Source organism: Vibrio sp. Vf1514 (assembly GCF_052076135.1).
Classification (GTDB): domain Bacteria; phylum Pseudomonadota; class Gammaproteobacteria; order Enterobacterales; family Vibrionaceae; genus Vibrio; species Vibrio furnissii.
The window spans coordinates 1010652-1024387 of sequence record NZ_CP197268.1; the positions used below are offsets into that span (position 1 = coordinate 1010652).

Genomic DNA, 13736 nt, shown 5'->3' on the forward strand with positions numbered 1-13736 from the left:
AAGTCGGCTCCCACACCGAAATAGAGCGCGTCGATTGACGTAACAATTCGCGATCATTGTTCATCTTGGTTATTTTATGAACAATATTTGTCATCCGCCGTCACCACATCCACCATGAATCCGCGCTGCTCGGCCGCCAACGTTATCCACCCAAACAAGTGAAACCTGACAGCCTGGGCAGATCGCATGGCGTGGATCACACTGCCAATCAAGCCAATCGGCAGACCATTCCTCTATCGAGCTTATCAATCGCCCTTCGTCGTGAGCCTCGGCCACAACGTCACCGTAACACGTGCGAATGACTGCATTGCTCTCGGCATCAGACCGAACAAGCAAACCTTTCGTACACATAATGATTTACGTTAAAAAGAAAGACATTCAAACCGTCTCAAAAGCCACAAACATTGACAAATTTGACTTTAATGCTCATTTTTAGTTATTATTTCGCCAACAAAAATAATTCGAGTACAAATTAATTTAATTTTTAACCTGCTATCTGGCCTTGTTGAGACAAGCAATTTGGATAGAGCACAAAACATTTGAGCGATTTTATGGAAGATGCTTTAAAGAAATACAGTATAGAAACGACCGACTATCAGGTGGGTCAAGACAACATTCAGAAATGGGGCTTTGACGTCCACAACGCCGTGTTTGGTATCAGTGCAGGATTGATCATTCTGTTCCTGGCTTCACTGCTGATTGTTGACCCGATCACCGCCAAAGACGCACTGAACGCGTTGAAGAACGGCATCATTGACGACTTCAGCGCCTTCTTTATGTGGGTGACCAACTTTTTCCTCCTTTTCACCTTTGCGTTGATGGTTTCTCCTTTTGGTAAAATCCGCATCGGCGGTAAAGATGCCGTGCCGGATCATTCCCGCGTCTCTTGGTTATCGATGCTTTTTGCTGCCGGGATGGGGATTGGCTTGTTGTTCTGGAGTGTTGCCGAACCGACCGCTTACTTCACCGATTGGTGGGGCACGCCATTGAACGTTGAACCCTACACACCGGAAGCCAAATCGCTGGCAATGGGCGCTACGATGTTCCACTGGGGCATTCATGGTTGGGCCATTTATGCGATTGTTGCATTGGCGTTGGCGTTCTTCGCGTTCAATAAAGGTTTACCACTTTCCATTCGCAGTGTGTTCTACCCTATTTTTGGCGACCGCGCGTGGGGCTGGCTTGGCCACACGATAGACATCATGGCCGTGTTGGCCACGTTATTTGGTTTGGCGACCTCGTTGGGCCTCGGCGCGCAACAAGCCACCAGTGGCATTAACTACATTTTTGGTACCGATGGCGGCATCGGCATGCAGCTTGCTGTGATTGTGTTTGTCACCCTCATTGCCATCATTTCCGTGATTCGAGGCATCGATGGCGGCGTCAAAGTGCTCAGTAACGTCAACATGGCGTTTGCGTTTGCCTTGCTCATCTTCATTATCGCCGTCACTTTCGACACAGCCATCACGTCCATTCCTGAGACGTTCATGGCGTACGCGCAAAACATCATTGGTTTGAGTAACCCGCACGGTCGTGAAGACCAAGTGTGGATGAATGGCTGGTCTGTCTTTTACTGGGCTTGGTGGATTTCATGGTCACCATTTGTCGGCATGTTTATCGCACGCGTCTCTCGTGGTCGTACCGTCCGTGAATTCCTGTGTGCCGTAGTGTTCATCCCAACCCTACTCACACTGATTTGGATGGCTGTTTTTGGTGGCATCGCCCTTGATCAGGTGGCGAACAAAGTGGGTGAACTGGGCGCACATGGCCTGACCGACATTTCGCTGACCCTGTTCCACGTGTATGAACAGTTGCCATTTGGTCGTGTGATTTCGATGATCTCGATTGTGTTGATTCTGATCTTCTTTATTACATCGTCTGATTCAGGCTCACTGGTGATCGACAGCATCACCGCTGGCGGTAAAGTGGATGCACCGATTCCGCAACGTATTTTCTGGGCGAGTGTTGAAGGGGCGATTGCAGCCGTAATGCTTTGGATTGGTGGTAAAGAGGCGCTGCAAGCATTGCAATCAGGCGTGGTCGCCACCGCCCTGCCATTCAGCTTTGTGTTGTTGCTGATGTGCATCAGCTTGGTGAAAGGGTTACGCACCGAACAAGCACTCTACGCCAAACCCTAACGCACTCTAAAACGCAAAAAGGTCAGCCTCGGCTGACCTTTTTTAGTTTGTCGCGTCAATTAATACGCTTCAAACGCTAACGCTTTGCGCTCGATCTGGCGGAACACCAACGTCAGCAATCCATTGACGCTCAAGTAGAACAGCCCCGCGACACCAAACACGGTTAATGTATCGTAGGTTTGCGCATTGATGCGCTGCGCATAACCCATCAAATCCATGATGGTAATCGTGCTTGCCAGCGACGTGCCCTTAAACACCAAAATGACTTCATTGGAATATGCTGGCACAGCGCGGCGCAAGGCGTATGGCAGCAACACACGCAGCGTTGCTATTTTATTCATACCCAGCGCGCGGCAAGCTTGCCATTGCCCATCTGGAATCGCGTTGAACGCCCCTTTAAACAGTTGCGAGCTGTACGCGGCCGTGTTGAGCGCCAACGCCACCATGGCACAGAACCAAGGCTTGCTGAGCCACACCCACAGCACGCTTTCGCGAATCCATTCAAACTGCCCCGGCCCGTAATAAACCAAGAAGATCTGCACCAGCAGCGGCGTTCCGGTGAACAGCGTGATCACCGCGCGGCTCACCCAATGCAGCAGCGGCGTGCGCATCACCAAAGATACTGTCATCAGCAATGAGAGCAAACAGCCCACCAACAGCGAGGCCGCCGTTAACTGTAAGCTGGTGCCTAAACCTTCGAAAAGTTGCCAAAGATGCTGTTCTTTCATGCGCTTGCTCCTTCTTGGGAACTCATGCCCTGCACGGCGAATTTCTTATCGATCACTTTCACGGCGCGTTGGGTGATCAACGTGATCACCAAATACACCGCCGCGGCTGTGGCATACCACGTAAAGGCTTCGTGAGTCGCCGCAGAGGTCAACTGCGCTTGCTTGAGCAAATCGGTCACCCCAATCAACGACACCAACGCCGTATCTTTCAGCAGCACCAACCACTGGTTCATCAACCCTGGCAGCGCATGTCGCACCGCTTGAGGCAACACAATGCGAAAAAACGCACGGCCCGGAGAAATACCTAAGGCACTAGCCGCCTCACGCTGACCTCGACCCACCGCTTTCAGTGCGCCACGCAACGTTTGCGCAGCGTACGAGGCAAAAATCAAAGACAGGGCGATAACCCCGGAAATAAACGGACTGATCTCGATAAACTCGCCGGTGATCAGAAACAGCACCTGCGTTGAACCAAAATAGATAAACAGCACCACCAATAGCTCCGGCAGGCCGCGGATCACCATCACCAACAACGTCGTTGGCCATTTGATCAGTTTCATTTTGGCCATTTCGCCACTGGCGAACAGTAACGCTAATAACAAACCGACCAGCAAGCTGGCAAACGCGATTTGCAGCGTCATCCAGCTTGCGTGTACCAGCGATAAAGAGTAGCCCGTTAATGCCATCTTACTTTCCGAAATACTTATTGAAGATCGAGGCGTACACGCCGTTCTCTTTGACTGCGCTCAACGCGTTGTTCAGTTGTTCCAATAGCGCTTGATTGTCTTTGTTGACGGCAATACCAAAGCCGTTGCCAAAGTATTGTGCGTTCGTCACGTGCTCACCAACATAAGTCAGGTTGCTGTCGCCTTTAAACCACTCAGCCACCACCGCAGTGTCCCCGAACACGGAATCAATACGGCCGTTTTTCATGTCGATAAACGCATCTTGATAGCTTGAGTAAGGGACCGCGACCACATCCGGTAACTGCTCAAGCAGGTAACTTTGGTGAGTCGAACCATTTTGTACGCCGACACGCTTGCCTTTCAGCGCCGCTTGATCAGCCACTTTGCCCGACAATGACACGAAAGCAGCAGAGTTATCGTAATAAGGATGAGAAAAGTTCACCTGCTCTAAACGCGCTTCAGTAATGTCCATCGCTGAAATCGCTGCATCGTAGCGCTTAAATTTCAGTGCTGGGATCAAGCTATCGAACGCTTGGTTGTGGAAACTACATTTGGCTTCCAGTTGTTGACACAGCGCATTCGCCAAATCGACGTCAAACCCTTGAATTTGGTTATTTTCATCCACGAATTCAAACGGTGCGTAGGTCGCTTCCATTACGAATTTGATCTCTTGCTGCGCGCTCGCGCTGGCTGAAACCAAACCAATCAAAGATGCTAAAAGGATCTTCTTCATTGCAATACTCCAACTTTTGCAGGACTGGCACGTGAAGCCAGGGGGATAATTAGTGTTTTAGATAATCCGCAAACTGTTGCGTTTGCGGCTGGGTAAATGCTTCGTGAGTGCCGTGTTCAATGATGCGGCCTTTCTCCAGGTACAACACATGGCTGGCGATTTTCTTGGCGAAATCCACTTCATGCGTCACCACCACTTGAGTGATACCTGTACCACTTAACTCTTTGATAATTTTGACCACTTGGTTGGTGATCTCCGGATCAAGCGCTGCGGTCGGTTCATCAAACAACAACACATCGGGTTTCATCATTAATGCACGCGCAATGGCGATACGCTGCTGTTGGCCACCCGACAATTGCAACGGCCACGCATCGGCTTTATCAGCCAGTTGCAGCGTCGTCAGGATCTCAATCGCTTGCTGCTTGGCTTGCGTTTTATCCAGACCCGACACTTTCACTGGGGCTTCAATCAGGTTTTCCATGACCGTCATGTGCGGCCACAAATGATATTGCTGAAACACCATGCCGACTTTGCGACGCAGCGCTAACCCTTGCTGCTCAGAAGGGTTCTGAGAAAAATCGAACGATTGATTGGCGATGTTGAGTCGGCCGCTATCGGCTGTTTCCAGCAGATTCAGCACTCGCAGCAGCGAACTCTTGCCAGCCCCACTTGGGCCAAGCAACACCAAGGTTTCGCCCTTCGCGCACTCAAAACTGATATCGTTCAGTACTTGTGTTGTACCGTATGACTTATTTACACCATCAACCCGAATATTCATGCCTAAATTCTGCATTAATTACCAATTATCGGTAATACTACTACGACCGCGTTTTTATGCAATAAAAATGTATAAAAATGGAAATGATGAGTTTTTTGTATAGATATGTTGCGAGAATGTAGTAAGAACGACTAATTCAAGGCAATGGCAGTAGGATTGAAAAATCACAGCGAGTTCAACACGAATCCAACGATTCACGCGAACAATTGCGAGCTACCGATGAGAGCATCAAACGAAAGATGTAAAAGAGAAAATCAAATGGAAGATCTAAAAAGGAAGTGGTACGAAGAAATCAGATCATGAAGAAGAGAAATGGAGGCGCGTCCCGGAGTCGAACCGAGGTCCACGGATTTGCAATCCGCTGCATGGCCACTCTGCCAACGCGCCTCAATGGATGGTATCTGATTGATGGTGCCCCGGGCCGGACTTGAACCGGCACAACTCGAAAGTCGAGGGATTTTAAATCCCTTGTGTCTACCAATTTCACCACCAGGGCAACGCAATCATGCGATGGTAACACCATCCGTTCCAGCAACATCATTGCGGGAACGGGGCGTACTTTAACGGATTGAATGTTCAGGTCAACAAAATAATTCATATTTATCAACCGAATGAACAACAAACACGCCACGCGGTATATTTTGCGCCCAATGCGGATAATGATTGGGCGCAAATTTGGGTGTGACGGGATGGGTTAGAAGGTCACTTGGTAGTTGAGTGTGTAGGTACGACCGCGGCCTTTGTAGTCATACGCGGCGGCGTCATACTGCGCCGAGTACACGATTTGTGCGCGCTGACCCCAAATGGTGGTGTAATCACGGTCAAACAGGTTTTGAATACCAAAGCCTAAGCTGCCGACAGGCAATTGATAGCTGCCGACCAAATCAAACACGGTGTAACCATTGAGTTTGTTATCCGATGCATCGGTGTAATCAAACATGGTTTGGCTCTGCACTTTAACAGCCAGCGCGTTGTCCACCCAACGGGCCCAAGCGTTCGCTTTTGAGGTGCTGGCTTCACCGGCGGTGTAATCTTCCCAACCGTCGTCGCCTTTGACTTCAGAAATCACATAATGACCCGACGCGCCCAGCTGAATGTTTTGGTGTACCCAATAAGAGGCGAGCGCTTCTAAACCGTAGACGCGTTTCTTATCTTCAATTTCTTCAATCAGCATGGTGGTTCTGTTGTAAGTCACCGATTTATCCGATTGAGAATAGTACGCCGCTGTTTGTAAGTTGAACGCGCCCGTATCGAGGCGGTAACCCAATTCAACACTGTCGGTTTTAATGCCCGACATTTTCGAATTGTTGACGTTGATGCTGTCGTTCAACTGCCAATGATCGCCCACTAATGAATAACTGCCTTGGCCGTAGTATTTGGCCGGATCGGCGAGATCAAAACCTTGGGAGAAACTCGCCCAGATTTGAGAATCGCGGTTGAGGTGATAAATGGTGCCGAGGTTGAACAAGCCCACACTGTAGTCGGTTTCGCCCCCCGGAACGGCATCAGCCGAAGTGCCATTGCCTGCCGCAATTTGGCGTTGCTGGCTGTAACCAACGAAGTCATCAATCTTGTTTTGCAGGTATTGGTAGCGCACGCCCCCATCGACGCTCCAGTCGTCGGTGATGGCATAATCGGCTTGGACAAAACCCGCAACGGAAAGTACTTCGACACCGGGGTAACGGCCGACTTGCGCATAGGTTTTGTTGATCAAGTTACCCGAATTGTTCGCGATGGTGGAATCGTACAGCGCTTGGTTGCTGTCAAGTTTGTCTTGATACGCATCCACGCCATACACAAGGTTTAACTTGTTAAAGCTTTTGGCCAGCGCCGCTTTGAGTGAGATCACATCAGTGATCTGTTGACCCGAAGATTGGTAGTAAGGTGTGTAAGTCTGGTCTTCTTTTCGGTACGACGCTTCAGCGATCAATTGATGGCCAAGGAACTGTTCATCGACATACGATGCGCTCAACATGATGCGTTCGGTACCATGCTCGCGATCTGAATCGAACCCTTTGCGCACATCAACAAATTTGTTGTTCACAATATACAAGCCATACGGCGAATCTTGTTGGCTGTCGTAGTATTGCGCCAGCAAATTCAGCTTCTTGTTTTCCGAGAGATTCACGCCCACCGTGGTGAGGAGATCGACCGTTTCGTTGTATTGCAGCGAGCCTTGCGAAATATCTGGGGTGACGATGGTGCCATTGCCGTCGTAGAACCCTTGCGTTTTGGTATAAACCACCGAAGCGCGCGCTTGAACGGTGTCATTACCGCCGGCAATGGACTGACCGATTTTGTAGTCGGCATCTTCGTTGGAATTAAAACCCGATGTGCCGCCGACGAAGGTTTCCAGCGTCAATTCAGGGCTTTGCGCTTTCTTGGTGATGATGTTGATGACACCGCCGGATGCGCCCGCGCCATACAGCGACGTGGCACCAGACAGCACTTCAATGCGATCGATGTTAAACGGATCAATCGAATCCAGATGACGGCTGATGTGACGTGACGATTGCAGTGATACACCATCAATCATCACCAACATGTTGCGGCCACGTAGGTTTTGTCCGTAGTTGGTGCGCGCGCCACTGCTGACATCCAGTGACGGAATGGCCGTTGCCAAAATTTCGCCAAGTGATTTACCGCCGCGGTATTCCTGTTCAATCTGCGCCGATTCGATGTACCACACCGTGCCGGGAATGTCGCTGATCGCTTTGGGAGTGCGGCTTGCCACCACCACCACTTTCTCTTGCGCTTTAATCTCTTCTGCTTGGGCTGAAAATACGGTCGTTGCAGCGGTGACCGCGGCAGCAATGGTACAAAGTTTGAAACTGCGTGTTAGAAATTCCATTTTATTCTCTGTGTTGAATCTCAGGCAAAGCGCCACGAATTCTGCGACTCATGTGCGTACTTTGACCGTGGTTTGGCTCAATAAGCGCATCGTCCGATGTGAGCTAACTCGGACACGCTTACGCTCGTGAAAAGACACAAAATGCGATGATGCATACGGGCTGACCGTTCAAACCGCACGCTTCAACGCCATGATCAAGCGATGAACGCCACTGCTTTTCTGATTACAAATAAGAATCATTATTATTGTACTTTCGCATTCAAAAAACAATACGCAAGCGTACAATTATTTATAATTTGGATAATTAAAGGGATAACCCATCATCTGGATGAAACGCCTGACGGGGAAAAACGAGAAGTAATTCAGCCGAGATAACCTCGGCTAAATAAAAGAAAGTTATTGAAATGAATGGGATTTGCTTGCGATGCTGTCGATCAGCGCTTCACGTTGAAGCGGCGTGACGTTCATGACGTCGTTATAGGTCCGTGTCATGACACGAATGTCATTCTCCAGCAATTGAACCAGTTTTTTTGCCGCAGCCTGATTCTCTCCATCCAATACAAGCTCGATGATATCCAATCGGCGCTGACACGCTTTGCTCACCGACGACTGCAGATGCATCGACACCAGATCGGTCGCTTTGCGCAACCGGTTATGTTGCTGCATGGTGCCAAGCAAAAAGCGATTTCCTGAACATGCCGCGAGTAACTCATGGAACTCGGCACTGAGGTGAAACAACTGGCTGGCATTGATACTTTGCGGGTTGGCGATCGCCTGCTGATGTTTGTCTCGGCAGCGTTCAAACGCCGCGCGATCCAACTGCCAACTCGGCTCCAGTAAACCTGCGGGTTCAAAAATTAAACGACAGCGATAGCTTTCGGTGTGGCGTTCCAACGTATTAAGCACGCCATCCAAGTGCCATTTATATCCGGGACTGCGGCGCACAATGGCATCGTTTTCCAACAGTCGCAGCACCTGTTGAATCTCGCCGCGATTGGCGTCATAGCGCTGCTGCAACTCCTTTTCGGAGAACGTAGTTTCCATGTCGCCAAAAAACAGGTCGGTCAACAAACGCAGATAGAGTTCATCCAATCGCGATTGCTGACTGCTCACATTGTCGATCGCTTGTATTTCGGAGGCATCCACCAACAGCACAAACCCTTTGTAAGGCACCGCTTTGCAAATGCCCCGCTCACACAAGTGCTTGAGTACCGTACGCACCGGCGTGCGCGATACTTCAAACGCTTGCGCCAGTGATGATTCGTTCAGGCTGCTACCAGCTTTCAACTCGTCCGCTTTAAATCGGGACACCATTTTAAACAGCAGTTCTTGTTGCAGCCGCGTGTTGGCGCTCTTATCCATATCCGTGATCACATCGATTGATTGTTGGCTTTATGGTAAACACAAAGCCGCCCCTTTGCCAAAATTGTATTTTCGCAACCAGAATACAATCTGTTTTTACATACTGTTAATACGCGCCATTAGTACAAGCCAACCACTTGGCAGTCCAACTGAACAATCCAACGGAAGGGGCAAGCTGCGAGCGGGTTAGCGTCTCATGAGGTAGAGGAAGTAGCCACCGCCGATCAGCGATGCGAGTAATCCTGCGGGAAATTGCCAAGGAAACCACAAGGTTCGACCGATCCAATCCGCGCACACCATAATGATTGCGCCGAGCAAAGCGGCGGTCAGCAGTTGAGGCACAGCGCGATATTGATGCAGCGAACGCGCCATATGCGGCGCCAACAGGCCAATGAAGCTCAGGGGGCCAATCACAATCGTGCACAGTGTCGTTAGCCCTGCGACCAACAAAAGCAGTACCAAACGCACCATTTTGACATCAACGCCAATGCTTTGGGCGGTGGTGTTGCCCAAGCCAATCAGTTCAATCCAGCGATGCAGGGTCAGCGCCAATGCGCCGATGATGGTCACACCAACCGCCAGTAAAGTAACATCTTGCGCGGCCACCAGATAAGTCGACCCCGACAGCCAAGTGAGCAGCGCGGTCGCGTTGTCGCCACCCGAACTCATCACCACACGCAGCAAGGCATCCAAGCCAGCGCTCAGTGCAATACCGGTTAACAAGGTTTGCGTGGGCGCAAAATTGTGCTTTCTGCCCATCGCCCACACCAACGCGGTCACAGACACCGCGCCCAAACACCCCAGCAGCATTTGCTGCTCACGGCTCACGGTCAGCCCCAATTGCGTTCCTAACACTAACGCCAGCGCCGCACCAGAGCTGATACCCAGAACTTCTGGGCTCGCCATCGGGTTATTGGAAATGCGTTGAATGATAGTGCCCGCGAACGCCAAGCCGATTCCCGCCCCCAGTGCAACCAGCACGCGAGGCGCGCGCAGTTCAAACAACGAGAGCGTGAGTGCGAGATTCCACCCCGCTTGGTTTTTCCCCACCACTACCGCAAAAATACACAGGCCGATCAACACCATCGCCAAGATCAGCAGCACTTTGCGACAATCAACAAACTGATAATGACTGACTGATTCCGATCGCGCTTTGAGTTCCGATTTCAAATGGGTGCGTTGCAGCAGCCACAATAAAAATGGCGCGCCCAGCAAGGCGGTCATCGCGCCAGTCGGTAGCAGTTCACCGCCCGCGCCAGAAAACGGCTGAACGACAAGATCCACCATTAGCAGCAGCGTGCTGCCGATCACGCCACTCAGCGCAATTTGTTGAGTTAACGTTCTCGCGCCCAGCATGCGCGCAATAGCTGGCGCAACGATGCCGACAAAGCCAATCAACCCCACTTCACTCACCACTGCGGCGGTCATGAATATTGCCAGTGACAAACACAGCAGCTTAATTTGCTTGATATTGACGCCCAACGACGTCGCCACTTGGTCGCCAAACTGCAGTGCTGATAACGGGCGTTGCAGCATGAGCAACAATCCTGCAGGCAAAAACACCGCAGGTAGCAACGTTTGAGTGCTCGACCAATCATTCTGATTGAGCGCGCCAGCGCCCCACACGAATAAGCTGGTCAAGCGCTGTTCATGTAACATCAACATCATGGTATTGAGAGAGCCGAGAAACAGGCTGACCACCATCCCGGCTAACACCATGTGCAGCGGCGAATAGCCTCTAGAAGCGCTGAGCGCAAACACCAATCCGGTCGCCATGCATCCGCCCATGAAGGCCGGAATAAAGCCCGGCACACTCCATTGTATCGGCACAAACAACATGCCAAGAATGATGCCAAACTCCGCGCCAGCCGCGACACCAAGCGTGGTGGGCGAAGCGATCGGGTTGCGCAGTACAAACTGCATCACGCATCCGGCAACCGCCAACGCAAAACCACACAACAGCGCCATGCTCAAGCGCGGTAAATAAGTTAACTGAGTGATCAAATGCTGGTAGTTCGAAGCATCGAAATGAAACAGCGTATCCCAGATCAGGCCGATGCCCTCGGCATACGGCGCGGTTATATGAAGCATTACGCCGATGAACGCGATTACCGCAACCAACGGGAACACGGCGCGACGCAGCGGCAACATTTGGCGAGGCGAGGTTTGTACGCTATCCATTTATTGGCCAATCAACTGCTGCGTAATGTGGTCACTAAAACGCTGCGCTGCGATTAAGCCGCCAAAAGTCCAAATCGCGGGCAGTTCGTAGACTGAATCACTGCGGGTGAATGCCATGGCTTGCCACAATGGCGACTGCGTCAGTTGCTGATGTGCAGTCGGCTCCAAAGGCCCGAAGATCATCACGCGGCTATGTTGGTGCTCAGCCACTTTGGCAATGCCCGCGGTGGTAAAGCCCCACAGGTTCGTGGCTTCCTGCCAGTCGTTCTTGAGCCCCATCGCGCGGATCGTCGCATCCGCCAACGAGCCTTGGCTGTGAATGCGCAGCGTTTTGTCGTTGATAAAACGCACAAACAGCAACGGCTTATCGGCGGCGCCAGCCATGCGGACTTTGTCACCATTGGCCACCAAACGTTGCTTGGTTTGTTCAATCACGTGCTCAGCTTGGGCTTGTTTATCCAACAGTTGACCTAACGAACGCGTCGCAGATTGCGCGGCTTGCAGCGGCGCACGTTTATCGTCATACAAGGTATACACCAACACCGGGGCGATTTTATTGAGCTGCGCGTACGCGGCGGCCATGTGTTTGCTGATCAAAATGACATCGGGTTTGAGCTCGGAGAGTAACTCCAAATTCGGTTCGCGGCGAGAGCCCACATCCGTCACGGCTTGTGGCAATGTCGGTTCTACCACCCACTGGCGATACCCGGCTGCATCGGCCACGCCGATGGGTTGCACGCCTAAACTCAATACGGTTTCTGCCAATCCCCAATCCAAGGCGATGACGTTTTGAGGCGGCGACTCGAACGACGCCACCCCCATTTCATGCGTCACGTCGAAGGCATACGAAGAAAAAGTGAAGATTGAAAGCAGCAATACGATGACTTTATTCACAATGAAGTCCTTGTCATTTAAGGGATATAACTGATGGGCGTGCCGGTTTTCGGATGCGGGAACAGCGCCAATTCCATGCCGTAGATCTGTTGCAGCGTGGCTGGTGTCATTAATTCGTCTGGCGTGCCGGAGGCAATCACCTTCCCGCCCCGAAGCGCGATCAAGGTGTCGCTGAATTTGGCAGCCATGTTCACATCGTGCAGCACCATAATCACGGTAAGATTTAAGGTACGATTCAACTCTTTGATCAGTGCCAGCAACTCGTATTGGTGCGCCACGTCCAGTGCCGATGTCGGTTCATCGAGCAAAATGCATTGGCTCTGCTGCGCCAGTAGCATCGCCACCCAAGCACGTTGCCGCTCACCACCAGACAGCGTCGCCACAAATCGATCCGCAAACGCATTTAACCCCACCTGCGTAATGGCTTGCTCGACAATGTGATGATCGTCTTTGCTATAGCGGCCAAATGCGCCTTTCCATGGATAACGCCCAAAGCGCACCAGTTCACGTACGGTGACACCGTCGGTTATCGGCGGGTGCTGCGGCAAGTAAGCCACACGGTGAGCAAATTCAAGATGAGAGTATGAAGCAACGCTTTGTTGGTCGTAGAACACCTGCCCTTGCGTGGGCGCATTCTGGCGACTCAACAGCTTGATCAATGTCGATTTACCACAGCCATTGTGTCCCAGCAATGTGGTAATTTTTTGGGGCTCAAAGGTGAGCGTGGTCGGCGATAAAATCGTCTTCCCGTCTATATCAAAGGACGCATCGACAAGTTGGTACATGGCGGATTACAACGTGAGTGATCAGTGATGAGCCCAGCATGTTAACAGATGACAATATGAATGATAACTATTTTCATAACTAATCCTTATGCCTCGTACTCACCCCAACCGCCTCATTCGTCGTCCGGATTGCGCAGCACGTCGCTACCCAAATCCCCCCATGTTGAGCAGCGTTCGGCACATTTACGCCAACCATCCCATCACATTCGAGATTGATTTCTATTTTTTCACCAAGATTTGAAGCGTATTCACATGATTTTTTCAGAATAAAAAAACATATTTTCCGCGCACTCGTTTGCGTGATAAAAAATGAATACACCCAAATAAACACCTACCACTTTCGGGTTAGTTTAATTGACGTTTTTATTTAAATTTTGCGTAAATAAATACAATTGCACGATATTTATTCATCGTCATAATTATGACTGCGTCAAAATTTACATGTTTATGGCATGTATCAAATTATTGACATAAATTATTTTGTATTTAATCAATAATCCATATCGAAAATCGAATCGATTAATGGTAACTTGCACGCCTTGCGGTAAAAATACGGATCAAATTTACATATACGGACATGGTTTACTTTGTAATCAAAAT

Annotated in this window: 10 protein-coding genes and 2 tRNA genes; 1 reads left to right on the plus strand and 11 read right to left on the minus strand. The window is 50.5% G+C overall.

Annotated features, from left to right (window positions below; all coding sequences use genetic code 11):
* Positions 1-551: 551 nt before the first annotated feature.
* Positions 552-2138 carry a BCCT family transporter gene (locus ACS18Q_RS19420; RefSeq protein WP_014257483.1) on the plus strand — a complete coding sequence of 529 codons (1587 nt, stop codon included), beginning with the start codon at positions 552-554 and terminating at the stop codon, positions 2136-2138.
* A 59-nt stretch (positions 2139-2197) separates the two neighbouring features.
* On the opposite strand, the gene artM is transcribed toward ACS18Q_RS19420, so the two are convergent.
* From artM to ACS18Q_RS19475, 11 genes are all read right to left on the minus strand, one after another.
* A complete protein-coding gene (artM, locus tag ACS18Q_RS19425) occupies positions 2198-2866 on the minus strand; it encodes an arginine ABC transporter permease ArtM (protein WP_004726885.1) in 669 nt (222 codons plus the stop codon).
* Positions 2863-3552 carry an arginine ABC transporter permease ArtQ gene (artQ, locus tag ACS18Q_RS19430; protein WP_004726886.1) on the minus strand — a complete coding sequence of 230 codons (690 nt, stop codon included), beginning with the start codon at positions 3550-3552 and terminating at the stop codon, positions 2863-2865. Before artQ ends, artM begins: the two co-directional genes overlap by 4 nt.
* 1 nt (position 3553) lies before the next feature.
* Positions 3554-4285, minus strand: a complete 732-nt coding sequence (locus ACS18Q_RS19435; RefSeq protein ID WP_004726887.1) for an arginine ABC transporter substrate-binding protein — start codon at positions 4283-4285, stop codon at positions 3554-3556.
* A gap of 49 nt (positions 4286-4334) precedes the next feature.
* The gene (artP, locus tag ACS18Q_RS19440; protein ID WP_086027315.1) at positions 4335-5063 is read right to left on the minus strand and encodes an arginine ABC transporter ATP-binding protein ArtP; all 729 of its coding nucleotides are present in this window, start codon (positions 5061-5063) and stop codon (positions 4335-4337) included.
* A 313-nt stretch (positions 5064-5376) separates the two neighbouring features.
* Positions 5377-5450 (minus strand) — tRNA-Cys (locus tag ACS18Q_RS19445).
* Between the two features lie 22 nt (positions 5451-5472).
* Positions 5473-5559: transfer RNA gene (locus ACS18Q_RS19450), tRNA-Leu, on the minus strand.
* 198 nt (positions 5560-5757) lie between these two features.
* Positions 5758-7914, minus strand: a complete 2157-nt coding sequence (locus ACS18Q_RS19455) for a TonB-dependent receptor (RefSeq protein ID WP_441257701.1) — start codon at positions 7912-7914, stop codon at positions 5758-5760.
* A 396-nt stretch (positions 7915-8310) separates the two neighbouring features.
* Complete coding sequence (locus ACS18Q_RS19460; protein ID WP_286281870.1) at positions 8311-9276, minus strand: GntR family transcriptional regulator; 966 nt, start codon at positions 9274-9276, stop codon at positions 8311-8313.
* Between the two features lie 186 nt (positions 9277-9462).
* The gene (gene fhuB, locus ACS18Q_RS19465; protein WP_441258223.1) at positions 9463-11427 is read right to left on the minus strand and encodes a Fe(3+)-hydroxamate ABC transporter permease FhuB; all 1965 of its coding nucleotides are present in this window, start codon (positions 11425-11427) and stop codon (positions 9463-9465) included.
* A 30-nt stretch (positions 11428-11457) separates the two neighbouring features.
* A complete protein-coding gene (locus ACS18Q_RS19470) occupies positions 11458-12351 on the minus strand; it encodes an iron-siderophore ABC transporter substrate-binding protein (protein WP_441257702.1) in 894 nt (297 codons plus the stop codon).
* A gap of 17 nt (positions 12352-12368) precedes the next feature.
* The gene (locus ACS18Q_RS19475) at positions 12369-13136 is read right to left on the minus strand and encodes an ABC transporter ATP-binding protein (protein ID WP_004726895.1); all 768 of its coding nucleotides are present in this window, start codon (positions 13134-13136) and stop codon (positions 12369-12371) included.
* Between the last annotated feature and the right edge of the window lie 600 nt (positions 13137-13736).